The organism is Neobacillus niacini (assembly GCF_030817595.1).
GTDB lineage: Bacteria > Bacillota > Bacilli > Bacillales > Cytobacillaceae > Neobacillus > Neobacillus niacini_G.
Genome location: NZ_JAUSZN010000001.1, coordinates 547,031 through 570,416 on the forward strand (window position 1 = coordinate 547,031; position 23,386 = coordinate 570,416).

General features: G+C 39.5%; 24 protein-coding genes. 20 read left to right on the plus strand and 4 right to left on the minus strand.

Going from position 1 to position 23,386, the window contains the following annotated elements; genetic code table 11:
- Positions 1-130: 130 nt before the first annotated feature.
- The gene (locus QFZ31_RS02740) at positions 131-2,161 is read right to left on the minus strand and encodes a M14 family zinc carboxypeptidase (RefSeq protein ID WP_307300702.1); all 2,031 of its coding nucleotides are present in this window, start codon (positions 2,159-2,161) and stop codon (positions 131-133) included.
- Between the two features lie 249 nt (positions 2,162-2,410).
- On the opposite strand from QFZ31_RS02740, the gene QFZ31_RS02745 reads away from it, so the two are divergent.
- The 20 genes from QFZ31_RS02745 to QFZ31_RS02840 all read left to right on the plus strand — a co-directional run bounded on the left by QFZ31_RS02745 (position 2,411) and on the right by QFZ31_RS02840 (position 22,266).
- Positions 2,411-2,902, plus strand: a complete 492-nt coding sequence (locus QFZ31_RS02745) for a hypothetical protein (RefSeq protein WP_307300703.1) — start codon at positions 2,411-2,413, stop codon at positions 2,900-2,902.
- Positions 2,903-2,984: 82 nt separating this feature from the next.
- A complete protein-coding gene (locus tag QFZ31_RS02750; protein WP_307300705.1) occupies positions 2,985-3,665 on the plus strand; it encodes an NUDIX hydrolase in 681 nt (226 codons plus the stop codon).
- A 22-nt stretch (positions 3,666-3,687) separates the two neighbouring features.
- On the plus strand, positions 3,688-4,440 hold the full coding sequence (locus QFZ31_RS02755) for a GNAT family N-acetyltransferase (protein ID WP_307300707.1): 753 nt from the start codon (positions 3,688-3,690) through the stop codon (positions 4,438-4,440).
- A 230-nt stretch (positions 4,441-4,670) separates the two neighbouring features.
- The gene (locus QFZ31_RS02760) at positions 4,671-5,276 is read left to right on the plus strand and encodes a TetR/AcrR family transcriptional regulator (protein WP_307300708.1); all 606 of its coding nucleotides are present in this window, start codon (positions 4,671-4,673) and stop codon (positions 5,274-5,276) included.
- Between the two features lie 531 nt (positions 5,277-5,807).
- Positions 5,808-7,457: a class I adenylate-forming enzyme family protein gene (locus tag QFZ31_RS02765; RefSeq protein ID WP_307300709.1), complete on the plus strand. Its 1,650-nt coding sequence runs from the start codon at positions 5,808-5,810 to the stop codon at positions 7,455-7,457.
- Positions 7,458-7,625: 168 nt separating this feature from the next.
- Complete coding sequence (locus QFZ31_RS02770; RefSeq protein ID WP_307300711.1) at positions 7,626-8,246, plus strand: TetR/AcrR family transcriptional regulator; 621 nt, start codon at positions 7,626-7,628, stop codon at positions 8,244-8,246.
- Positions 8,247-8,336: 90 nt separating this feature from the next.
- Positions 8,337-9,575: a thiolase family protein gene (locus tag QFZ31_RS02775; protein ID WP_307300712.1), complete on the plus strand. Its 1,239-nt coding sequence runs from the start codon at positions 8,337-8,339 to the stop codon at positions 9,573-9,575.
- A 16-nt stretch (positions 9,576-9,591) separates the two neighbouring features.
- Positions 9,592-10,731, plus strand: a complete 1,140-nt coding sequence (locus QFZ31_RS02780; RefSeq protein WP_307300714.1) for an acyl-CoA dehydrogenase family protein — start codon at positions 9,592-9,594, stop codon at positions 10,729-10,731.
- Between the two features lie 52 nt (positions 10,732-10,783).
- A complete protein-coding gene (locus QFZ31_RS02785; protein WP_307300716.1) occupies positions 10,784-11,554 on the plus strand; it encodes an SDR family NAD(P)-dependent oxidoreductase in 771 nt (256 codons plus the stop codon).
- A gap of 38 nt (positions 11,555-11,592) precedes the next feature.
- Positions 11,593-12,747 carry a 2-hydroxyacyl-CoA dehydratase subunit D gene (locus QFZ31_RS02790; protein ID WP_307300718.1) on the plus strand — a complete coding sequence of 385 codons (1,155 nt, stop codon included), beginning with the start codon at positions 11,593-11,595 and terminating at the stop codon, positions 12,745-12,747.
- A gap of 43 nt (positions 12,748-12,790) precedes the next feature.
- Positions 12,791-14,095 (plus strand): 2-hydroxyacyl-CoA dehydratase subunit D, encoded by a 1,305-nt coding sequence (locus QFZ31_RS02795; RefSeq protein ID WP_262305512.1) that lies wholly within the window; start codon positions 12,791-12,793, stop codon positions 14,093-14,095.
- 98 nt (positions 14,096-14,193) lie between these two features.
- Positions 14,194-15,102, plus strand: a complete 909-nt coding sequence (locus tag QFZ31_RS02800; protein ID WP_307300720.1) for an acyl-CoA dehydratase activase — start codon at positions 14,194-14,196, stop codon at positions 15,100-15,102.
- Positions 15,103-15,128: 26 nt separating this feature from the next.
- Positions 15,129-15,917 carry an enoyl-CoA hydratase/isomerase family protein gene (locus QFZ31_RS02805; RefSeq protein ID WP_307300722.1) on the plus strand — a complete coding sequence of 263 codons (789 nt, stop codon included), beginning with the start codon at positions 15,129-15,131 and terminating at the stop codon, positions 15,915-15,917.
- A 12-nt stretch (positions 15,918-15,929) separates the two neighbouring features.
- Entirely contained in the window at positions 15,930-16,697 is a 768-nt protein-coding gene (locus tag QFZ31_RS02810; RefSeq protein WP_307300723.1) for an SDR family NAD(P)-dependent oxidoreductase, read from the plus strand.
- Between the two features lie 33 nt (positions 16,698-16,730).
- Positions 16,731-17,918, plus strand: coding sequence for a CaiB/BaiF CoA transferase family protein (locus QFZ31_RS02815; protein ID WP_307300724.1), 1,188 nt, complete (start codon positions 16,731-16,733; stop codon positions 17,916-17,918).
- Positions 17,919-17,953: 35 nt separating this feature from the next.
- The gene (locus QFZ31_RS02820) at positions 17,954-18,736 is read left to right on the plus strand and encodes an enoyl-CoA hydratase/isomerase family protein (protein ID WP_307300725.1); all 783 of its coding nucleotides are present in this window, start codon (positions 17,954-17,956) and stop codon (positions 18,734-18,736) included.
- 23 nt (positions 18,737-18,759) lie between these two features.
- Positions 18,760-19,536, plus strand: a complete 777-nt coding sequence (locus QFZ31_RS02825) for an enoyl-CoA hydratase/isomerase family protein (protein WP_307300727.1) — start codon at positions 18,760-18,762, stop codon at positions 19,534-19,536.
- Positions 19,537-19,558: 22 nt separating this feature from the next.
- Positions 19,559-20,404 carry a 3-hydroxybutyryl-CoA dehydrogenase gene (locus QFZ31_RS02830; RefSeq protein WP_307300728.1) on the plus strand — a complete coding sequence of 282 codons (846 nt, stop codon included), beginning with the start codon at positions 19,559-19,561 and terminating at the stop codon, positions 20,402-20,404.
- A 112-nt stretch (positions 20,405-20,516) separates the two neighbouring features.
- Entirely contained in the window at positions 20,517-20,918 is a 402-nt protein-coding gene (locus tag QFZ31_RS02835; RefSeq protein WP_373459816.1) for a PaaI family thioesterase, read from the plus strand.
- 226 nt (positions 20,919-21,144) lie between these two features.
- The gene (locus QFZ31_RS02840; RefSeq protein ID WP_307300730.1) at positions 21,145-22,266 is read left to right on the plus strand and encodes a phosphatidylglycerol lysyltransferase domain-containing protein; all 1,122 of its coding nucleotides are present in this window, start codon (positions 21,145-21,147) and stop codon (positions 22,264-22,266) included.
- A 52-nt stretch (positions 22,267-22,318) separates the two neighbouring features.
- Here QFZ31_RS02840 and QFZ31_RS02845 read toward each other — a convergent pair whose 3' ends face one another.
- The 3 genes from QFZ31_RS02845 to QFZ31_RS02855 all read right to left on the minus strand — a co-directional run bounded on the left by QFZ31_RS02845 (position 22,319) and on the right by QFZ31_RS02855 (position 23,286).
- Positions 22,319-22,672 (minus strand): c-type cytochrome, encoded by a 354-nt coding sequence (locus QFZ31_RS02845; RefSeq protein WP_307300732.1) that lies wholly within the window; start codon positions 22,670-22,672, stop codon positions 22,319-22,321.
- A 22-nt stretch (positions 22,673-22,694) separates the two neighbouring features.
- Positions 22,695-22,967 (minus strand): hypothetical protein, encoded by a 273-nt coding sequence (locus tag QFZ31_RS02850; RefSeq protein WP_307300734.1) that lies wholly within the window; start codon positions 22,965-22,967, stop codon positions 22,695-22,697.
- 91 nt (positions 22,968-23,058) lie between these two features.
- Positions 23,059-23,286 carry a hypothetical protein gene (locus QFZ31_RS02855; RefSeq protein ID WP_307300736.1) on the minus strand — a complete coding sequence of 76 codons (228 nt, stop codon included), beginning with the start codon at positions 23,284-23,286 and terminating at the stop codon, positions 23,059-23,061.
- Between the last annotated feature and the right edge of the window lie 100 nt (positions 23,287-23,386).

Below are 23,386 nucleotides of genomic sequence, written 5' to 3' on the forward strand. Positions count from 1 at the left end.
TCATGAGGGAAAATGGTTTCCTCATTTAGTTAAACAGAAGTTGTTAGATGTATGATCAATAAGAGGTTGAATTCGGTGTGCATCGAACTCAACCCCTATTCCTGTCTTTTTATTTCTTGGATATCTTGAACTAAGAATTAATAGCGTTCTCTAGAATGGTAAATAAATGTTCTGGTTGAGCCCTGTGACAAATTTCTAAGCCAATTAATAGGACATCACGAGTTTTTTCTTTAATAATGACAGGATAACCCTTTGCATTTTCAAAATCTGGCCAATTTCCTGCAATCAATCCGTCTTCGTCGCTTGATAAGCTCGCGATGATTTCCACACCATCTGTATTCGAAAACCAAACAGGTCGATAGACATAACCAATATCTTTAGGTGAATAGCCCTCATTAATAGGGTGGTCACGGTAATCGACGTGAATAATGGCATTATTGTTCCTCTGACTGGTATTTACTGTACAATTGGTTAAATTAAAGATACTTTTTGTAATCAAAGCTGGTCCCGCTCCAATTGCTATGAATTTGCCTCCGTTTGTGAGAAAATACTCAATTGTTTTTTTACACCTTTTTTGTTGTTGTTTCGATTCAAGTACATGCTTTTGATAGTGTGGTTTAACTCTTTCTTTCGTATAAAACAAATGCTCGAATCCATTATAAATAAGTACATCAATATCTTTTAAGGATTGTTTATTAAACAAACTTCTTGGATGAAACTCTTTTACCGTGTAACCGAGCTTTAATAAGCAGCTTTTAAGGCCTGCATGAGATTGCTTTCTATAAAACCCGCCATCATAAATAATTCCAATTCTTTTGTCATGTGACGTCTTAATTTCTTCTTGATCAGGAATATCCATATTAGTTATTTCTTTAGTTTCAAAAAGGAGTGATATTGAAGTTGTTATACTTTGAACTCCCCAAAGGAGAGGTAAGCTCCAAACACATATATCTGAAAAATTCCCCTTAGGTTCTTTTTCTCCTTTCCATAGCAGGGTATTGGCTAGCACGGCTTTAGCTTGGTCCATTCGTACCACAAATGTTCCTTTTGGAACAAACAATTCCTCGACGGTTGTGTCCTCTAATGTAATATCTACTCTTACACCGTTGTTAATGAGATGATTGACGAGCCTGTTTACCTTGTGGGAATTACTGTCTGATTCAGTGAAAATATAAAAAGATGGAAAAAAATCGTTTGGGTGATTAGGGTGGTTCGAATCAATTCCTCTTTGAAAAAAAAGCAGGTAGTCTGAAAGAATTTCCTCTTTATTATCAATTAATAGACGACAAGCTCCTAAAATGGCTTGTAACATCCAGGGAATGCTATCGTTATCGCTGCTAGGTGCCTCGACCGTACACCCTATTGCTCCGTGTAAAATGGCATAACTTGACGTGCAAAATGGTGCATAATCATCCCATCCTGAAGATAGGTCTCTAAACGGAATACAGACTCCCTCCATATTTTTATATCTGCTGGAAAAAAAGTTGTTTCTATGAAGCAACAAATTTTTTTCCATTTCTTCGGCCATCGGTAATGCCCACTTAATGAAGAGGTCATATTCATAATGAGGGTTGTGTGGATGAGTACATGGTTCAATCACTCCAATTTTATCTTTGAATCTAGAAACGTATCCATGGAGGTCAAATAAAACAACGGGGTTACATGTCTTTATGAGGTTAACAATTGCTTTTGTTTCTGGTTGGGTTTGAAAAATAAAGTCCCTGTTTAAATCAAATCCATTTTCATTATATCTTGTCCCCTTATTAAGACCATCAGGGTTAGCCATCGGTACACAGATAAAAATAAAATGTTTCAATAATTCTGATGCGTTCCCGTTTTCGTTCTTCTTTATATAATTAACTAACTCTAGGACCACTTTTGCACCAACTGGTTCAGTTCCGTGAATAGAAGCGTTAATAAGGATTGGTAATTTCATATCCTTATACGTACTAGTATGTCTTGAAGGTTTAGAAGTTAGTTCTTTATATTGTTTTTGACAATAGGAAATCCCATATTTCATTGGGTCTTCACTAATTACAATGCAATCTATATCTTCTCCCAATACCGATTTTCCAATGGTTTCAATTAAAAAATTAGGGTTATCTAGTTCATTTTTTAAAATCCTTTTTATTTTTTGAACTAAAGTTACATGTCGAACCATGCTATTCCCTCCCAGTTTTATAGTTTTGAGGTAAGTTCAGCTTTTGTTCGGTTCAATGGCTTTTCGACTGACCTTATAATAGTTAATTCAATTGGAGTGAAAAATGAAATAGATGAATCAATCATTTATTTAGGGTTTTGTTATTTTAAGAAATAATACTAAAATAGATAATAAGTCTGTTTGTATTTTAATAGGTTATAATCATTATTATTAGTATTGTGTGGAACATTGGTATGGGGGAATGGTTTAATGGCTGCAGTAAAGTCAGTTAAAATTGATGGTGAGACTATACAAATTTTTAATAGCGCCATTTATATCTTTGAATCTACTTCGGGGTATACACTTGAATTGGATTTGATCGTTAGTGAAGTTACGGAGAGAAAATATAAGAAAGAGCAAAATTTAATTATTGAGATAGAATTAGAAAATGGCAGGCTGATTGATTCTATTATGCACTTAAAAACATTGTCAGGAGGATTACCACAGCTTAATTTATTCTGTGACCTCGACTCCATTGATGAGTACGAAGAACTTGAAAGGGTAAATGAAAATAGTTCATCGTTTCCGAATGTAGAAGAGGGAATTACATTAGAAGAGATTAGAAAAGTAGAAATGCCGAATGAGAACATTAGCCTAAAATTACATTTGCCCATCGATCAGGTCGAATGGTTAAAAAGCCAAAAAAAGGCTAGTTTAAACGAAATGTTAAGCGCGTTTATATCTGAATATTGGAAAAAATAGGAAGGAAGGAGTAATCTCATAGGAAGTGGAATAAATATAATATCGGATTATACGTTGTTTTTAAAAGAGGGGTGGGACTCAATTGGCTGCAACTCCAAAACCGGCCTCAACTGTAGTGTTGATGGACGAATTATCTAGGGTGTATCTAACAAAGCGACCAAGCACTATGAAGTTTTTGGGCGGATTTCATGTGTTCCCTGGAGGAACGGTAGAAAGTCATGATACATTAGTGCAAGATGAATATGTAAATTGTGATGAAGCACTAATTTCTATTAATCTTTCATATTATATTGCGGCAGCTAGAGAATTGTTTGAAGAAGTGGGGATATTGCTGTGTAATTCGTTAGATGGTCTCCCGGTTTTATTGTCTAAGGAGAAGGCTGTGAAATATCGAAATGATCTTGTGAAGAACGAAATCCATTTTATTCAGGTATTAGAGCAAGAAAAGGTTTATTTTGATCCTCAATGTTTAACTTATTTCGGGCAAATTATTACACCGGAGGAAAGTCCGATTCGTTTCGATACCCGTTTTTTTCTAGCAAAACTTCCACAAGGACAAACTCCAGAACCAGACCAAAACGAAATTGATGGAGCGATGTGGATTAAGCCGGAAGACGCAATAACTGCACTTGAAAATGAACAAATTAAACTCGCACCACCAACGATTCTTACCCTTCGAGCGATCATTGATTTTAAAAAAAGTGGCGTCTTAAAGATGGCTGTAACAAAAGAGGATTTAATGAAATTGTTTAAGTATTTATAATAGTAAAAAGGGGATCGCTTCCATGCAAATTACATTTGAGAATATACATAAACATACTCATTTAATGACGGAAAATGATTTATACCAACACTATCACTTTCCGGAAATGTTATCGCGTTACGATAGCAATTATATCGAATTTAAAACCTTTCCTACACTAGATAAATTAAAAGAGGCAGAACGTTATTTACGTGATTTCCATCGAAAAAATGGTCAGAAGCATGTTAAATTTAAGTTTCCTGTCAATGAAAGAGTCCCAGCTGATTTAGTGAATTACTTAAATAAGGAACATTATGATATTGGTTTTCTAGAATTATATGCAATTGAACCGAACCAATTTCCAAAGGTAAAGGATCACCCTGACATTGAGGTTCAAATTGTAACAAATCAAAATTTGAAAGCATTTCTTGCTTTACAATATCAGCAAGATATCGTGTTTGGGAGCAATTTCGCCAATCAAAAGGTTGAGTTAAATAAGTGGATTTTTGAGAACCCGAATTTTATGCAGCTGCTTGCATTATATAAAGGAACGCCAGCAGGTACAGTGGATGTCATTATTTCGGAGGATACAGCTGAAATTGATAATTTAGGTGTGGATGAAGCTTTCCAAAAGAAAGGAATCGGCACCAGGATTCAAAAATTTGTGATGGATAACTTCCACGATAAGACAGTTATTTTAGTCGCAGATGGCCAAGACACCCCAAAAGAAATGTATAAGAGACAAAACTACCAATACCTTGGTTATCAATATTACACACAAAAAGTTGAAGATTAAAATTGAATAAAAAATGCTTGGGTTCTTTAACGTCACTCGGAGTTACAATGGGAACTGAATGATTAGAAAGAAAAAGTCGTTTACTTTAATGGTAAGCGGCTTTTGTTTTACCTTATTGATTTAGCAAATGAGTGAAAAATAGTTTTCTGAATAGTTTTTATATATTGACACATTAGTCATAAGTGACTACAATTTTATATATAGAAATCTGATTCAAATAGGAGAATAATATGAAAGCTGAAAATTATTCAAGAACTGACCGTCGAAAGGCATTAATACGCGAGCAGATTGTGAGTGGTGCTTTGGAGTCTTTTTCCGAAATGGGCTACATGAAAACAACTGTGAATGATATTACTTCACGTGCTGATGTGGGGCATGGAACCTTTTATCATTATTTCAAAAATAAGCAGGACCTATTAACTAAACTGGTAGACGAACTGGCGGAGAAAGTGGATGAATATGTCCAGCCAAAGAATATGCAACTAACCGTTTACGAGAGAATGAAATATGAAGCTCAAAGAATTCTTGAGTACTACGTAAATAACAGTAGCATTTTGCTGGCGTTAAAAGAAGCGCTGATGGTGGACAGACAATTTGAGGAACAATGGCTGAAAATTAGTGAAAGCTTATTTAAGCGAATTGAGCGCGATATCAAAGGTTCGATCCAAAAGGGATACTGCCACGATGTGAATGAAGAGGTCACGATTCGAGCTTTAACATGTATGTTTGAGGGTTATGGGCATCATCTAATGGTACAGCCAGTGACACCAGCAGAAATACAAGAGGTTGCTCAATCATTGACAGATTTGTGTTATAAAGCTGTATTTAAGGAATAATGTATTCGATTTACTAAATAGCTAGAATAAGCAGCGAAGTTAATCCTATTGTTGCTTATTCTTTATGATTGATTTTTCCTTTTTAGGAAAATTTTATATTTAATGTATGCGCTTACAATATTAATTTAATTTTACAGATACAAATAAACTTTAATTTTTTCAGTTTGATTTTATTTTAAAGTTTATTTGCTTCTTTTTACTTATAAATGACAGAGAAGTCACGTTTGATTGTGTTGTCATTGTTAGAAAATTAAAAGGAAAATATGCCGATGCTGGCGAACATTAAAGGAGGTGAGGAATAAACAAAAAACTCGATCATCGTGATGTGAAACTGGATGACCATAATTTCAGTTTACGTCACCCTTATCGTAACTGCACATAGGAAACATCATTGAAACCATACTTAGTACTATGCATAATGAACCAAGTCAAAATGAAGTAACAACCATACATTCGTTTTTAGTGCACCTATAGATTCTACAGTGTAAACAATGGAGTCATATTAAATAGATGCAAAGGGAGAGGATTAATTTGGCGAAACACGAGATTTACCATTCTACCGTATTAAAGGAGTCTTACTGGCCGGCTGATACTTCACTTCCATTAAACGATTGGACTGTTGCTCAAGTATTAAGGGAAGTTACAGCGGAAGTTCCTAATCGGATTGCATTAGTCGAAGGGGGTGCGGATTCGGCAAAACGCAGAAGATGGACATACAGTCAGTTGCTAGCTGATTCTGAGCGAGTTGCTTCTGCATTGCTTACAAAATTTAGGCCTGGGGAACGGGTAGCGGTTTGGGCTCCAAATGAAGTGGAATGGGTACTGATTGAATTTGGCTGTGCCATTGCAGGAGTCACCTTAGTGACTGTTAATCCTGCGTTAAGGGAGAAAGAACTAGATTATTTGTTACGTCAATCAGAAGCAGCAGGAATCTTCCTTGTTGATGAATACCGTGGCTATAACATGCTCGAGGCGGTTACCAATGTTCGCGAAAATTTACCATTACTGCGGGAAGTGATTCGTTTTACGAATTTTGAGGAATTCATAAATTGCGGCAGTCAATCAACTATTTTTCCAGTAGTAAAGCCTGAAGATCCTTTTGTCATCATGTATACCTCAGGTACAACTGGTAAATCCAAGGGTGCCATCCTTCACAATAAAGGCATAACCAACTCAACTAAATTTATGGCTGAACGTGCAGGAATGGAAGTCGGCGGTGTATGGGTGAATGTTATGCCGCTTGTTCATATGGGCGGCTGTGGGTTTGCCGTACTCGGAACCCTTCAACAACGAGGCACTCATGTACTCGTAAATGCGTTCGACCCAGGATTATTCCTTGAATTGATCGAGAAAGAGAGAGGGTCCTTCGCACTGCTTGTACCAACAATGGTTGAAGCAATCCTAAACCATCCTGATCGGAAAAAATACAATCTCTCAACCTTTAAATCTCTACTATCTGGTGCCTCTAAGGTTGAACCTTATTTAGTTCGCCGGGTGAAAGAAGAACTTGGCTGTGGGATGTCGATTGTTTGCGGTCAAACCGAGATGCATGGCGGAACAACTCAAACGCACCTTGATGATTCCCCTGAGGACCAGGCAGAAACTATTGGGCAGCCTTATCCGCATATTGAAGTGAAGATTGCTGATCCTGCAACCGGCGAAGTGCTTCCGCTTGGTATGGATGGGGAGATTTGCTGTCGCGGGTATCAAACAATGGTTGGCTATTATAATATGCCTGAACAGACAGCCGCTACCCTTAAGGACGATGGCTGGCTGCATTCAGGCGATATTGGCTCAATGGATGAAAGAGGTTTTATTAAAATTAAGGGTAGATTGAAGGATATGATTATCCGCGGAGGCGTCAATATTTATCCAAGTGAAGTGGAATCACTGTTGCGAGACCACCCTAAGGTAGCCGATATAGCTGTAGTAGGCATGCCGGATGAGTATTGGGGAGAACAAGTCACGGCGCTTATCATCCCAACTTCCTTTGCTAATCTGCCAACAGAATCCGATCTTACAGAATACTGTAAAGCCAATATGGCAGGTTTTAAGAGACCAAGGAATTGGTATTTCGTTAAAGAATTTCCAAAGACAGCAGCAGGGAAGATCCAGAAATTTAAGCTGCAGGAAATGGTCAAAAATGGTGAAGTAGAGCAAGGTACTAATTTAACGATATAAGGTGCAGGGGTGTTCCAAGTTGGACACCCTATTTTTGTTGTCTTTGAATACTAAGAGAATAGATGAAAATTTTTATATTTTTGAATTATCAGTTTATATTGACATTAGTGTCATATATGACTACAATGTTTATAAAGGTAAAATTTACGAAAAATAGGAGTTAAAAATATGAAAATGGCAAAATCTCAGAAGGCAACGAAAGTACACCGGCCGAAGACGTTGAATCAGAATCAAATCATGTTAAGTGCTATTGAAGTGTTTTCTGAAATCGGTTACATGAAGGCGACTGTCAAAGACATCACGACAAGAGCTAATGTAGGACATGGAACCTTTTACCATTACTTTATAAATAAAAATAACCTCCTAGATCAATTAGTAGACGAACTTTTCGAAAAGGTTAAACATGATGTACAGCCCAAAACCTTGTCGAAAAGCCTTTATGAAACGATGAAAGATGAATCCCGAATAATATTAGACTTTTACAATCAAAACAGAGGAGTACTCCTAGCATTAAAAGAAGCGATGATGGTCGACCAGCATTATAAAGAAAAATGGTTGGAAATAAGTGAGAGATTATTTATAAGGATTGAGCGCGATATTAAAGGCTCTATGAAAAAAGGATACTGCCACAATATGAATGTCCAAGTTACGATTCGTGCACTTGCTTGTATGTTTGAAGGTTATGGAAATCACATTATGCGGCAGCCAACTAGCTCAAGAGAAATAGAGATGACTGCTGAGTCTTTAACGGACTTTTGCTATAAAGCGGTTTTTAAGCTCGAAGCCTAAGTACTAGAGTAGTAGCTGGTGCAATTCTATAAAACACAGGTACATAGGAAGTAAACAAAACAAATTAGTCAATAGGAGGTTAGCAATAATATGCAGGATGTTTTTATTATCGGGATTGGGATGAACAAATTTGGTAAGTACCCCGGAGAGACAGTTAGGACCATGGCAGAGCAGGTAATACAGCAATCTTTGGAGGACGCTGGAATTAGCGCAAAAGATTTACAGGCTGGCTTTTTCTCAAATACCTTTTGGGGAATGTTTGATAAGCAGCACTCGATTCGCGGTCAGGTGGTTTTCAGAGGGATGGGGATTGATAAGATTCCCGTTACAAATGTGGAAAATGCTTGTGCAGGAGCCTCAACTGCTCTGCACCTAGCATATACAGGAATTCGAGCTGGCATGTATGATGTCGCCATTGCCGTAGGTTCTGAAAAGTTAACGAACCCAGATAAAGCAAAATCATTATCCGCATACTCAAGCTGTATGGACGTAGAGAACTTTGATAGACAGATCAATTTGTTATTGGATTATGGAAAGAACCTAGAGGTTGCACTCCCTCAGGAAGAATCACCACCTGGGGCTGGAAGAAGCGTTTTTATGGATGTTTACGCGATGATGACTCGTTGGCATATGAGCAAGTATGGTACAACCCAAAGACAACTAGCAGCAATTGCATCGAAAAACCATTTTCACTCTTCTCTTAATCCAAAAGCACAGTATCAGAATCGGATGAGCATTGAAGATGTTCTGTACGATAGTCCTGTTACCTACCCTTTAACTCGCAGTATGTGTGCTCCAGTTGGGGACGGGGCAGCAGCAGTTATCGTTTGCTCTGAAAGATTTTTGAAAAAGCTTGAAAAATCTCGTCCAGTTAAAATTCTTGCTTCCGTCCATGGTCAAGGTTCAGACAGAGACCTTGATGGGGAGGATATCGGTGAAAGGCTTGCAAGAGAGGCGTATGAAAAAGCAGGGCTTGGTCCACAGGATATTGATTTAGCTGAATTACATGACGCTACTGCTTATGGTGAGCTGCACCAAAGTGAAGCAATGGGATTTTGCCCTCCTGGTGAAGGGGGAGCACTAGCAGAATCAGGCGCCACAACGCTGGGAGGATCGATTCCCATTAATACGAGTGGTGGACTTGAAAGCAGGGGCCATCCAATTGGGGCTTCCGGTCTTGCACAAATATACGAAGTTGTTACCCAGCTTAGAGGGGAAGCTGGAAACAGACAGGTTATTGGGGCAAGAATCGGTCTAGCTGAAAATGGCGGCGGCAGTATTGGTGTCGAAGAAGCTGCCATGTGTATTCATGTCTTAGAAAAAGTATAAGTGGAGGTTTTGAACTGTGGATTATAACTTAACAGAAGAATTGTCGATGTTAAAGGATATGACCTATAAATTTGCAGCAAATGAAATTGCTCCACATTCTGCGGAATGTGATAGAGAAGAGAAATATACTCCTGAAATTGTAAAAAAAGCTGCAGAATTAGGTCTCGTTGGAGCATGGATACCTGAAGAATATGGCGGCGCTGGGATGGGGATATTAGGCCAGGCCATAATTACAGAACAGCTATCCCGTGTAGATATGGGAATTGGAACGAATATTATCACAGCAAGTTTCGGATGTGAAGCAATATATCTATACGGCTCCGAGGAACAGAAGCAAAAGTATTTACCTAAGGTGTGCAGTGGCGAGTGGGTCTCATCAGGAGCATTCACCGAGCCTAATGCCGGAACGGACGCGGCAGGGTATCAAACAAGGGCCGTTCGTGACGGAGATGATTTCATTATTAACGGAAGCAAAATCTTCATCACAAATGGTACAGTAAGTGATTTTATGGTGGTGCAGGCGATTACCCAGCCAGATGAAAAAAGACATAAGCGCTTCTCGCAAATCATCGTTGATGCCAATACTGAGGGTATTACCAGAAGTAGGCTTCATGGCAAGTTAGGAATACGTTCCAGTGATACGGCACAAATTTCTTTTGAAAATGTCCGCGTCCGCCAGTCCAATCTAGTTGGGACAGATGGAAAAGGATTCCCACAGCTTATGCACTTCTTTGATATTACTCGGATGATGGTTGCTGCTCAGGCATTGGGTATTTCTCAGGCTTGTCTCGATGAAGCGGTCAAATACTCAAAAGAAAGATACGCCTTTGGTAATCCGATTGGAAGCTACCAAGCGACAATGACAAAATTAACGGAAATGGCCGTTAAGGTTGAGGCACTTCGAAATATCGTCTATAAAGCAGCATGGCTTGTTGATTCAGGAAAACCTGATTTTACGCTTTCGGCAATGGCAAAATACTTAGGTGGACAGACAGCAGTTTTTTGCGCTAATGCGGCGATCGAAATTCATGGCGGGTACGGATATATGGAGGAATACAGTGTCCAAAAATGGTACCGAGACGCGAAAATTCTTGAAATCTATGAAGGAACGAAAGAGGCAGAAGTAATGGCCATCGGACGTGTACTCCAGTCTTAGTTTCTATGAAAATATCTGAATATTAAATCTTGTCCAAAAAAAGGAGAAAATCATGATTACAAATCTTGAAGGTAAAGTGGCATTAGTTACAGGCGGAACAAATGGAATTGGTAAAGCAACGGCATTAAAGCTTGCAAAAAGTGGAGCAGATATAGTAGTTAGCGGCAGAAATCATGAGGACGGAATGAAAGTGGTTGCGGAAATAGAAGAAATGGGAAGACGTGCAATATTTTTAGAATGTGACTTGTTTGTCTACGATTCAGTCAAACTGATGGCTGACCGTGCTATTGATGAAATGGGAAAGATTGATATTTTAATAGCAAATGGCGGTGCAACCGTTCAATATGCAAAATTCTTTCACGAATTAGACCCAAATGATTATGACGGCTGCTTAAATAGCCAACAATCTTCTAGGCTTTATGCAATCCGGGCATTGCTCGACCATATGAGAGAGCAAAATTATGGGAAGATTGTCATCATTACCTCTGACGCGGGAAGAATTGCGACCCCGAGAGAATCACTAATCGGATCGGCAGCAGCTGGTCTTGTACTGATGAACAAAGCGTTGGCAAATGAGTTTGCTCGCTGGCAAATTCGCGTGAATGCTCTTTGTTTAACGGTTATTCAAGACACGCCAGGATTTGATGCCGTAATGGCTACAGAAGCAAGTCATGTTTTTCAGAAAGCTGTCGACCGTGCGAAGCTTGGTTTACCTAATGCGGAGGATGTTGCAGAGGCTGCGCTTTTCTTTGCCTCACCTGAATCTGACAGAATAACAGGTCAAACCTTAAGCATTAACGGGGGCCTTTCATTTGCAGGGTAAAATATCATTTTCTTTTAAATATAGGAGGGAACACAATTATGTACCAAAATTTATCATCAGATGAAATCTTAACTAAATTAGCCCAAGTAGCAGGGGACCCCTATGAGAGAGCAAAAGAATGGAAAATGGAAACCGGATCCAAAATTATCGGCTGTTACATCATGCACTTTCCTGAGGAGTTACTACATGCAGCTGGCGTCTTACCGATTGTCCTTCAAGTAAAAGAGGAACCGATTACTACCGGGCACGCCTATTATCCCGCTTATTTCTGTGGTCCGACCCGCAGTATCGTCGATCAAGCAGCGAAGGGAGAATTAGATTTCTTAGACGGTTTTGTCGGTGGTGATTATTGTATCCAAGCCGTCGGTGGTGCAGAAGTGGTAGGAAATCTCCTTCCAAAGGTCAATAACATGTTCTTCCGTTTGCCTGTTGGCAATCAGGCGTGGACACATGGAGATATAGTTACAGGATTGAAAGAATTAAAACGGGATATTGAAAGATTTGCAGATAAAGAGATTAGTGATGAGGACATCCTAAATAGCATTCGCATTTATAACAAAAACCGCAGCCTAATTAGGAAAATTTACGAGTTAAAATCATTACATCCGTCGCTGCTAACTTCTAGTGACATGATATCGATTATTAAATCTAGCATGGTCATTCCGAAGGAAGAGCATAACGAAATTTTAGAGAGTCTGCTTCCAAAGCTTCAAGCTAAGAAGGATTCTATCAAAGAAGAAGGTGTGCGTGTCTTCTTATCTGGTAGCTTCTGCGGCGCACCGAAAAACGAAATATTAGAACTTGTAGAACAATCCGGTGCTGTTGTTGTAGGAGATGACCTTTTCCACGGCTACAGATATATCAGTGATAATATCGCTGAGGACAGAGAGCCACTTGCAGCCATTGCTGCTCATTATATTGATAAAAATACTAATGTCCCTTGTCCTACAAGATGTGACCCTAAAACGGATTGGCCTCAATACCTCGTTGATTCTATGCGAAAGTATAAGGCAGACCAACTTGTCATCGTGATGGCACAATTTTGTGAACCACATATGTTCTTCTACCCAGATATTAAAGATGCCATGCAAGAAGCTGGAATCCCACACCTACTCCTAGAAATCTCACACGAATTAGACTCCATCGAAACCATAAAAACTAGACTAGAAGCCTTTGTTGAAATGGCTGTTTAGGATATTTATATAAAGCAAACAAAATCGAGAGGAATGATGATAGATGGCAGTACAGGAAGCGAAAAGAGCGAATCGATTAAAGTCAGGAAAATTGGTGAATAAGCTTGTTAATGAATATTGGGAGGATCTGATTAATGCCAAGAAGACCGGTAAAAAGGTCGTTTATACGACTGGTCTGCCAATTGGCCCATTTATGGCTGCTCAGGATATGGCTTGGATTCACGGGGAAGGGTACGGTGCCCGTGTTGCGGCAAGACATGAGGAAAAAGAACCGCAAACCTTTGCTGAGAACAAGGGATTTAATCGTGAACTTTGTTCCTATGCGCGAACACAAATGGGTTGTGCTATGTTCGCTGAATTAGGTGTACCTGATGATTTAAATCCAGGTCCAATTGCGACTGAAATCCCAGCACCAGACGCGATTGTTACTTGTTACCCAGGCTGTTCCACTGGACCACAGTGGGATTGGGCAATCGAGCGTGTTTTTGGTAAAAAAATCCCTTGGTTCAATGTTGTTATTCCTTATCATATGGGGCGTAACGGTTCTACCTACATGAAAGGTGAAGAATTTGAGGAAAACGTAAAATACGTTGTTAGACAGTTTGAAGATTTAATTAAATTTTTAGAGGTAGTAAGCGGAAAGCCATATAACTGGGATAAATTCCAAGAGTTAATGGGTGTAACGAAAAAAGTTGGAAAGCTTCGGATGGAAGCGATGGAACTATGTAAGGCAAAACCGGCACCTGCGAGCTTCTTTGATTGGTCGATTCAAATTGCACCGGTTAATTATCTCACTGCATGGCCAGGAACGGTGGAAGCAATGCAAGCTGTTAAAGACGAGGTTCAAGAGAGACTCGACAACGGTGTAAGTGCAGTTCCGAATGAGAAATACCGTATTTTCTGGGAAGGAATTATGAACTGGAATAAGCTGGGCTGGATGGCAGATAAGTTTGCAAGCTATGATGCCACAGTTGTTGCGGGTCGATATACGCACATGGCCTTCTGGCACGAGCCTGACACAATCGATCCCGAACACCCATTAAGAGGAATTGCGATTAATCATTTGGAATGTCAGCTTAACCTTGGCTACCCGATTACCGAAGAGCGAATGATGACACTTTCCAAAGATTATTCCATCGACGGTATTGTCTTCCATGGTGCAAGAACTTGCCGATCTTTCTCTCGTTCACATTTCCTATTAGCTGAAAATTTAAATAAAAAAATGGGCATTCAATCTACTTCCTTTGAGGGAGACATGGTTGACGATTCCTTCTACAAGGAGGAACTGGTAAATACTCGCATTGAAGCATTGATTGAAAGTCTCGAGGCGCAAAAAAGCAGAGGATAATAAACGGTAAACCTGTCCGGGACAATGGTTCCCGGACAGATGAAAACTTTGATAGGTAATCCCTAAGGGAAAAAAAGAAAGATGAAGGAGAGAGTTAGATGACATCGAAAAGTGATGGTTCTTCCTTTTATACAATGGGTGTGGATAGCGGGTCCTTAACAGGAAAAGCAGTAATCATTGATGGAAATCGCCGGATTGTTTCTCATAGTGTCAAACAGCTGGGATTTGTTAGCCAAAAAGCTGTCATGATGGCGATTGATGAGGCATTGGAAAAAGCGGGATTGGTTCTCGATGATATCGTTTATACCGTTAGCACTGGTTATGGACGAAAAAGGTTAGAAATTGCAGGAAAGAATTTAACGGAAATTAGTTGTCACGCAAAGGGAGCCAACTACCTCTATCCTGAAGTAAAAACAGTCATTGATATCGGCGGTCAGGACAGCAAGGTAATAGCGGTCGACCCATCAGGAAATATTAAAAACTTTGCGATGAACGATAAATGTGCTGCTGGAACTGGACAATTTCTTGAAGTACTGGCACGAGCTTTGGACGTCGAATTAACTGAAATTGGCGAGTTGTCACTGCAATCAGATGCGGATATCAAAATTAGCTCAATGTGTACAACATTCGCTGAGTCCGAAGTAATTTCTCTGGTGGCGGAAGGTCATTCAACGGTAGACATTCTTTCTGGTATGCATAAGGCGATTTCAGGGAGAATGAAAGGATTGGTTGGCCGTGTTGGAATGCAGTCGCCAGTAATGATGACAGGTGGAGGCGCGAAAAATATTGGATTGGTGAAAGCGTTAGAAAAAACGTTAGGTGTGTCTATTTTTATTCCTGAAGAACCTCAGATCATCGGTGCTTTGGGGGCTGCGTTATTTGCGAATGACTTTGCTACAGGAATACGGAAAAAAGTAGAAGAGGAGCAAGACTTAGATAAATCTCGTGCACCAGCTAAAAATTGCGGCAGCTGTTCCGTTCAGAATTATCAATTAAACAAAAACTAGTTCCGCTTTTCGGGAAGGAGAACGTTATGCACTATGAAACGATTCAATTTGAGCGTCGCGGTGCCGGCGCTTGGATTATTTTAGATAGTCCCAAAAATATGAATTCTGTATCATCCACGATGCTGGGGGAGTTGGAGAGTGTACTAAAAGAATGCGAAAAAGATAGCAGTACTAAGGTTGTTGTTCTAACTGGCGCAGGATCTTCCTTTTGCGCTGGGGCGGATCTTAAAAATGTCCTTTCTTCTTTAAATAATACAGAGCCTGGGTCGAAGGACTTTCTTGATATGTTCGATCAGGTAGCAGGTCTTCTTCGTAGAATGCCAAAACCTGTGATAGCGGCAGTAAATGGGTTAGCTCTTGCAGGAGGTCTGGAGCTTGTGATGTGCTGCGATATCGTATTTGCGGCTGAAAGCGCCAAGATTGGGGACGCTCATTCTAATTTTGGCGTTTTTCCAGGTGCGGGTGGAGCGGCGGTATTACCAAAGAAAATCGGGCTTAATCGAGCTAAATATCTTCTTTTTAGCGGTGATTTTCTATCAGCTACAGAAATGGAGAGATTTGGTTTGGTGAATAAGGTTGTACCTGACAGTCAGCTTGTGGAGGAAGTCGAAAACTTTGTTGAAAAGCTAGCTGCTAAAAGTCCATTGGTACTCCGCCGGATGAAGGAAGTTGCCAACGCATCGGTTGATCAAACTCAAGACGCAGCATTACGGCATGAAATGCTTCATTTAAGGCAGCATGTTCGCTCCTATGACTTAGCAGAAGGTCTAAAAGCGTTTGCAGAAAAACGTAAACCTGAATTTAAGGGCTATTAAGGGGAGATAAAAATGAAAATCGAAAATCTTGTGTTAATCATAACAGGTGGGGCATCGGGTCTTGGTGAGTCCTGTACTAGGCAGTTTGTGGAACAAGGCGCAAAAGTCGGAATTTTAGATATGAATGAAGACCGAGGAGAAAATCTTGCGAGAGAACTTGGTGAATCTGTTATTTTCTGCAAGACAGACGTGAGTGATGAAAATTCTGTAAGGGAAGCTGTGGAAACCGTCTCAAACACATTTGGCGGGATTCACGTAGCAGTCAATTGTGCCGGTCTTATTTATGGTGCGAAGGTCCACTCTAAGAAAGGACTTTTTCCTATGGATAAGTTTAATAAGGTAATCCAAGTAAATTTAATCGGCACGATGAACGTCGTCCGATATGCGGTTCAAGAAATGTTGAAGAATGAACCTGATGAAAACGGGGAAAGAGGTGTTATTGTAAATACTGCTTCTGCAGCAGCCTTTGGCGGTCAGCTTGGACAAGCGGCGTATAGTGCGTCAAAAGCAGGAGTGGTCGGGATGACGCTTCCAATTGCCCGAGAGATTGGGGATTATGGAATGCGAATTGTTGCAATTTCCCCAGGTCTGTTCGATACACAAATGTCTAGTGGAATGCATGAATCCTTTAAACAAGAAGTAGCACAGCATATACCTTTTCCAAAGAGGCTGGGCAAACCATCTGAATATGCAGCCATGGTTAGACATATTGTTGAAAATCCTTATTTAAATGGAACCACGATTATGCTAGACGGTGCAGCACAACTACCAGCGAGATAAACAAAATACAAGGATAAATGAAAGGAGAAAAAAATGTCTGGAGCATTAGAAGGTTTAAAAATTTTAGATTTTAGTACATTGGTTCCGGGACCTTATGCCACCATGTGTTTGGCTGATTTGGGAGCGGAAGTCCTTAGGATTAAATCGGGAACGCGGCCCGATGTTGTTGATTTCTTACCTCCTTTCCTGCCTGGAACAGAGCTTTCGGCTGTATCGGCACAATTGAGCAGGAACAAAGAGGTTATGACCCTCAATCTAAAAGATCCTCGCGCGGTAGACGTGATTCATCAGCTGTTACGAGAATACGACATTATTATCGAACAATTCCGCCCAGGTGTGATGGCGAAACTGAACCTTGATTACGAGAGTCTTAAAAAAGTAAATCCTAGATTGATTTATTGCTCGTTAACAGGATACGGTCAGACAGGACCCATGCGGGACCGTGCAGGTCATGACATTAACTACATAGCCATGTCTGGTGTTGCTTCTTATTCAGGAAAGAAAGAATCAGGGCCTCCATTGATTGGAATACAAGTTGCTGATATTGCTTCTGGTTCTAACAATGCAATTATTGGAATTCTTTCGGCAGTGATTTATCGAGAGCGAACTGGGAAGGGTCAGTATATCGATGTTTCGATGACTGATGGAATGATTGCATTTAATTCATTTATGCAGGGTGCTAGCTATCTGGTAAATGGTAAGGAAATTGGGATGGAGGAAAACCTTCTTAATGGAGGCTCTCTTTATGACTACTATGAAACGCAAGATGGTAAATATCTTAGTTTCGGTGGCGTGGAACCACAATTTTTCAAGGCCTTTTGTCAAACGATTGGTCAACCTGAGCTGGCTGTAGGAGGAGTGGAACCAGAAAATGTGGCTCAAATCAAAGAAGAGGTTCGTGAGATTGTTAAAACGAAGGCATTAGATGAATGGATCGAATTATTTAATACTGTGGATGCCTGTGTTGAGCCGGTACTTTCACTAGGTGAAGTATTAGAGGGACCTCTTGTTGAAGAACGAGGGATGGTGGTTGAAATACCTGGTCCTAATGGGACAACTGTAAAACAGATTGCCAATCCGATTAAGTTTTCTGAGTCAATTCCAGAGTATCGTCACACAGGTATCCCGCTATCAGAAGCGAATACAGAAGTGGTAATGAAAAATCTTGGTTACTCTCAGGAGCAAATCGACGAGTTTACCAAGACGGGTCTATTCAGTTAATAGAGTTCATTTTTCATATTAAGGGGGTATGGATGATGTTAAAGACAACTTTTGTAAAATTATATATTGAAAATAGGACAGCTGTTATTACGATTGAAAATCCACCGGTAAATGCACTTAGTGCACAGATTATGGAAGAGCTTGATCAGACTCTGGATATGATTAGGGAAAATTTTCAAGTTCAAACCGTTATTATTACTGGTGGAGGTGACAAAGCGTTTGTAGCCGGAGCGGATATTAAACAGTTTATTGATATGACTCCTGAAATAGGATATGACCTTGTGAAAAGTGGCCACCAAATATTTAATAAGATTGAAAATTATGAAGTTCCTGTGATAGCGGCAATTGAAGGATTTTCTCTTGGTGCTGGTTGCGAGCTAGCGATGGCATGCGATATTCGCATTGCCGGTGAAAAAGCGTTATTCGGACAGCCTGAGGTAAATTTAGGTATCATTCCAGGCTATGGGGGAACGCAGCGTTTACTTAGATTAGTAGGAGCTGGAAAAGCGAAAGAGCTTATTTTTACCGGGGATAATATCAACGCAAGTGAAGCATACCGAATTGGATTGGTAGATATTCTCGTTCCAGTTGGAGAAGCACTAAGTAGGGCACATACTTTATCGGCAAAGATTCAGAAAAAGGGACCACTGGCCATCAAAGCTGCCAAGAAGGCAATTACCCTGGGACTTGATTTACCGATGGATGAAGCATTAGAACTTGAGGCAGTTCAATTTAAAAGCCTTTGTTCCACTGAGGATCAAAAGGAAGGCGCGAGAGCTTTCTTAGCAAAGGAAAAACCATTGTTTCAAGGAAAATAAATTTATATAGAGGAGAAATAACAATGTCTCAACCTATAAACGTAAAAATTAAGAACGGAATTGGTTCTATCTTTCTCAATCGTCCTCAAAAGATAAATTCTTTATCTATTGATTTAGTAGAGGACTTAACAGAAGCGCTGCTCAGCCTGGATAAAAACCCAGAGGTGAAAGTAGTTGTCTTATCCGGTGAAGGGAAATCCTATTGCGCTGGAGGAGATTTAGAAACAATTCAGCAATTTACAAAACAAAGTGAAATTGCCTCATATTTAGATAAAGCGATAAATGTAACTCGAGTAATTTTGAATATGGATAAATATGTGATATCAGCCGTTCATGGTTATGCAGCAGGAGCGGGATTTAGCCTTGCACTTGCTTCAGATTTCATTGTCGCTGACTCGTCTGCTAAGTTTGGTTTAAGCTTTGTGAATATTGGAGTCATTCCTGATTTGGGCTTAATTAAGTTACTATCTGAACGAGTGCCCACTGCCATTGCCAAGGAATGGATTGTTACCGGAAAGATATTAGGTGTAGAAGAGGCTAAGGCATGGGGAATTGTTAATAAGGTCGTTGATGGTGATTTACTTCAGGAAGTAAGTGAATTTGCCCGCGTAATCTTGAATGGTCCCCCTTTAAGTAACCGATACGTGAAGAAAATGTTGAACCATGCGGCACAGCTCCCTTGGGAGGCATTTTTAGAACAAGAAACTATGGTTCAAGCCCATCTAATTGCAAGTGAAGATATGCAAGAAGGTGTGAATGCATTTTTGGAAAAACGGGCACCTAAATTTAAAGGGGTTTAATTTAATTTTTGGAGGGTGTAACATGTCTATTAAAACAATCGGTGTGATTGGGGCCGGGAGCATGGGGTCGGGTATCGCACAGACAGCAGCTTGCGCAGGTTTCAAAGTCATTTTATCGGATATTCAAGAAGATTATTTAACAAGAAGTTTAGGTGTAATCAGAAAGAGTTTGGAGAAGCTTTCCTCAAAGGGGAAACTTACTGACACTATTGAGACCATTCTAGATCGTTTTACAGCAACTACTAGATTGGAAGATTTGAAAGAGGCGGATTTAGTTTTTGAGGTTATCATTGAGAATATGGAGAAAAAGAAAGAGTTGTATCGGAACATTGATCAGATTTGTAAACCTGAAGCAATCTTTTGCTCCAATACATCTGGATTAAGTATTACCGAGATGGCCTCAGCTACGAAACGCGCAGACCGGGTTATCGGAACTCACTTTTTCAACCCGGTACCGCTAATGGAACTAGTCGAAATTATCCGTGGCAATGATACATCTGATGAAACCTATTTGATTGCTAAAGATTTATGTGAAAGCTTTGGTAAGAAATCAATAACAGTAAATGAAGCGCCATTGTTTGCCGTAAATCGTATCTTAGCGCCAATGATAAATGAAGCCATTTTCGTCCTTCAAGAAGGCGTAGCAACCAAGGAAGATATCGACCTAGGAATGAAACTAGGAGCCAATCACCCAATTGGACCATTAGCACTTGCTGACATGATTGGGCTCGACGTCATGCTCATGGTATTAGACACACTCTACCAAGAAACAGCCGACTCCAAATACCGCCCAGCCACCCTATTAAGAAAATTGGTTCGAGCAGGACACTACGGCAGAAAAAACGGCCGCGGATTCTACGAATATTAAATGGTGCCTGTCACCGCTCGTGGACAGTGTCCACCTGAGGCGGACAGTTGAAGGAAGGTCGTATTCTATATTTTTTTAGATTCGGCCTATTTTTTTTAGATTCTATTTTGGGGTGATAAAGTTGGAAACGAAGTATATAAAAAATCCATTTGATCATTTACTCAAATGTAAATATGAAAAAATCAGTGATAGTAATCTGAAAGTAACCTTGCCCATTCAGCCTTTGCTGTTAAATACTGTAGGGTATGTTCAAGGTGGGATTATCAGTTTGTTGGCAGATTTAGCAATGGGAAATACATGTAATACCTTTGATGAAGACGAAAACTCTCTTCAATCAGTAGTAACAGTCGATCTCAAAACAACCTATTTAAAAGGAGCAAAAGGAGAATTCCTCATTGCAGTTGCTCACCTCATCCATAAGGGAAGGACCCTTAACCACCTCGACTGTGATATTTACAATGATCAGAACGAACTAGTGGCAAAAGCAACTGGCATATTCGCTAACATAAAGTAAATGGTGCCTGTCATCTCTAAAAAAATCACCATGATATCCACCTACGGTTGACTGTGTAACTGTCAAACATATCATCTAATCTGGCTCAGTCTTGTGACTGGGTTTTTATTTTCATCTAAAGTATTTATCTATGATTTTTTTATAATTGGGAAAGAATGAATATACATCTCAATCTATTATTATGGTATCTTTATTTAGGTGAACTATACTAGGGGGTAGTGCCTGCATGTTTGATACCGCATTATGGTATTTTCCAATTCTGATTTTTGTTTTTTTAATTTCTTATAAAATAAATAGGCTAAATGCTAAAAATAAATTAACAGCAAGTAACATAGACTTGCAATTAGAACGTGTGATTCGATTCTTAGAAGACAATGGTGGTAATCATGTATCTCATCTAATTTTGTTACAGGATAAGGATGTATATTGGGCAGCGGAAGACCAAGTGCTAATTGTTTATAAGCGAATAGGAAATAAATTAGTGGTATTGGGAGACCCGATAGGTGTAGAGTCTTTGATTCCAAAGTCTATCAAAGAATTTCAGGAATACAGTGTAAGTAAAGGGCTTAAGCCGATCTTCTACCAAATCAGCCCTCGTTTCATGCACTTGTATCATGATACAGGCTACCGATTCTTAAAGTTAGGGGAAGAAGCAATTGTAAATCTTGCTAACTTTTCCATCGAGGGCAAGCAAGGAGCTAAATTACGAACGAGGGTTAACAAATTTACTCGTAATTCTTATACATTTAGCGTCATCATGCCGCCGTATTCAAATGCTGTCCTGTCTGAGTTAAAGGGAGTATCAGATACTTGGCTTGGAAATCAGAAGGAGAAGGGATTCTCGGTCGTTTCTTTTAGTGAGGAATATGTTTCTTGTTTTCCAGTCGCTCTATTAAAGGATCCAGAAGGGAAAATTCTTGCTTTTGCGACACTTGCGACTGATTACAAACAGTCAATCACCATCGACTTAATGAGAAAATTCCCAGATAGTCCACATGGAACGATGGATGTTTTATTTATTCAGATCTTTAAATGGGCGAAAGAAAACGGATACCAGAATTGTAGTTTGGGTATGGCACCACTTTCAAATGTAGGGGATTGCAAATATTCCTTCCGAAGTGAAAAGTTCTTTAGATTAGCCTACCTGCATGGAAATTCATTGTATAACTTCAAAGGACTCAAAGAATTCAAAAGCAAATTCGCCAGCGGATGGGAACCTAAGTACCTTGCCTACAGTGAAACCTTTCTGCCTGTCGTCATCATCCAACTGCTGCTGCTCATCAACAGCACACCACATCCAAAATCCGTAGTAGACAAAATCAAATACTTAATGAAAAAAACAGGATAAAAGGCGCCATTCGGTGCCTTTTTTCTACTTTGCGGAATCGTTTGTTAAATGATTACTTTTTCTGTGCTAACCATGCTGCAACGATTTTTGCTTCTTCTGGTGTAATGACCCCCGCGGGCATTGCTCCTTTTCCGTTTTTAATAATATTCTCAATATCACCTTGGGCATACTTTGAACCAATTTTATTTAAAGCAGGACCTGCTCCACCTAGTAGATTGTCTCCATGGCATGTTATACAAGAGGTACTAGCAATTTCTTCTGCTTTTGCTGAAGTGTCTGTTTTGCCCCCTGCCGTTTTCTCAACAGCTTTGCCTGCATTTGGAGTTCCTTCGTAATTAAAGAGCAAAAATACAAGAAATCCTGCTAAAATGATATTGATTCCAGTAGTAGCCCATATTTTTTTCATGTAAAATCCTCCACGAGTTTTTTTAATGAAATATACCTAGAAGAGAGGACCAATTGAATACAATTGACCAAACAATGCTGCTGACTATTAAACCAGTAATAAACATACTCCAACTGTGTTTTTTCCTCTCCCAACAAGCAACCATTATCGCTAACCCTATAGGAATTCCAATAAAGGGCAGCCAGGGAAAAGTCTCAAATGTTTTGTATAAATAGATGGCTATACATGCTGTTAACAAGATTGATAAGAAGAGCTCACTTAATAATGATAATTCTGATTTTATATGACTGGTCATATTTTTGCCTCCTGCCATAGTACTGCTTACATTCATTTGATTATTAGCCCCTCGGTTTTTATTAAATCCAAGGATCATTGCCTATTTTCAATTAATCATTTGTACGATTAGGGTTTTCATGGTGAGGGAATCGACTGTTTTCACGGTTTTTATAATCATTATTGCTCTCATTTTCATTGGTTTTACGTTCATAACGAACAGGACGGAAATTTACATCATCATCTTGATTTAATGCATCTCGTTTCTCAGCATTACATGCTGTTAACAATCCTACTAAAAGAAAAATAGTCAAAATGGTGATTTTCCATTTGTTTTTCATCCTATTACTCCTCGTATGCATTTTTTATTGGTAATATTTTTACTATGCGCGTTCGTAAATTTTTTAGTCCAATTCGACAATGTGTAAATTTTTACAAACG

What these genes read in the sequence shown, in the direction of transcription:
- QFZ31_RS02805 (WP_307300722.1), top strand. Translation starts at nt 15,129, where the DNA reads ATGCACTATGAAACGATTCAATTTGAGCGTCGCGGTGCCGGCGCTTGG.
- QFZ31_RS02775 (WP_307300712.1), top strand. Translation starts at nt 8,337, where the DNA reads ATGCAGGATGTTTTTATTATCGGGATTGGGATGAACAAATTTGGTAAG.
- QFZ31_RS02790 (WP_307300718.1), top strand. Translation starts at nt 11,593, where the DNA reads ATGTACCAAAATTTATCATCAGATGAAATCTTAACTAAATTAGCCCAA.
- QFZ31_RS02845 (WP_307300732.1), bottom strand. Translation starts at nt 22,672, where the DNA reads ATGAAAAAAATATGGGCTACTACTGGAATCAATATCATTTTAGCAGGA.
- QFZ31_RS02840 (WP_307300730.1), top strand. Translation starts at nt 21,145, where the DNA reads ATGTTTGATACCGCATTATGGTATTTTCCAATTCTGATTTTTGTTTTT.
- QFZ31_RS02770 (WP_307300711.1), top strand. Translation starts at nt 7,626, where the DNA reads ATGAAAATGGCAAAATCTCAGAAGGCAACGAAAGTACACCGGCCGAAG.
- QFZ31_RS02850 (WP_307300734.1), bottom strand. Translation starts at nt 22,967, where the DNA reads ATGACCAGTCATATAAAATCAGAATTATCATTATTAAGTGAGCTCTTC.
- QFZ31_RS02810 (WP_307300723.1), top strand. Translation starts at nt 15,930, where the DNA reads ATGAAAATCGAAAATCTTGTGTTAATCATAACAGGTGGGGCATCGGGT.
- QFZ31_RS02795 (WP_262305512.1), top strand. Translation starts at nt 12,791, where the DNA reads ATGGCAGTACAGGAAGCGAAAAGAGCGAATCGATTAAAGTCAGGAAAA.
- QFZ31_RS02740 (WP_307300702.1), bottom strand. Translation starts at nt 2,161, where the DNA reads ATGGTTCGACATGTAACTTTAGTTCAAAAAATAAAAAGGATTTTAAAA.
- QFZ31_RS02785 (WP_307300716.1), top strand. Translation starts at nt 10,784, where the DNA reads ATGATTACAAATCTTGAAGGTAAAGTGGCATTAGTTACAGGCGGAACA.
- QFZ31_RS02745 (WP_307300703.1), top strand. Translation starts at nt 2,411, where the DNA reads ATGGCTGCAGTAAAGTCAGTTAAAATTGATGGTGAGACTATACAAATT.
- QFZ31_RS02830 (WP_307300728.1), top strand. Translation starts at nt 19,559, where the DNA reads ATGTCTATTAAAACAATCGGTGTGATTGGGGCCGGGAGCATGGGGTCG.
- QFZ31_RS02800 (WP_307300720.1), top strand. Translation starts at nt 14,194, where the DNA reads ATGACATCGAAAAGTGATGGTTCTTCCTTTTATACAATGGGTGTGGAT.
- QFZ31_RS02825 (WP_307300727.1), top strand. Translation starts at nt 18,760, where the DNA reads ATGTCTCAACCTATAAACGTAAAAATTAAGAACGGAATTGGTTCTATC.
- QFZ31_RS02760 (WP_307300708.1), top strand. Translation starts at nt 4,671, where the DNA reads ATGAAAGCTGAAAATTATTCAAGAACTGACCGTCGAAAGGCATTAATA.
- QFZ31_RS02755 (WP_307300707.1), top strand. Translation starts at nt 3,688, where the DNA reads ATGCAAATTACATTTGAGAATATACATAAACATACTCATTTAATGACG.
- QFZ31_RS02855 (WP_307300736.1), bottom strand. Translation starts at nt 23,286, where the DNA reads ATGAAAAACAAATGGAAAATCACCATTTTGACTATTTTTCTTTTAGTA.
- QFZ31_RS02815 (WP_307300724.1), top strand. Translation starts at nt 16,731, where the DNA reads ATGTCTGGAGCATTAGAAGGTTTAAAAATTTTAGATTTTAGTACATTG.
- QFZ31_RS02820 (WP_307300725.1), top strand. Translation starts at nt 17,954, where the DNA reads ATGTTAAAGACAACTTTTGTAAAATTATATATTGAAAATAGGACAGCT.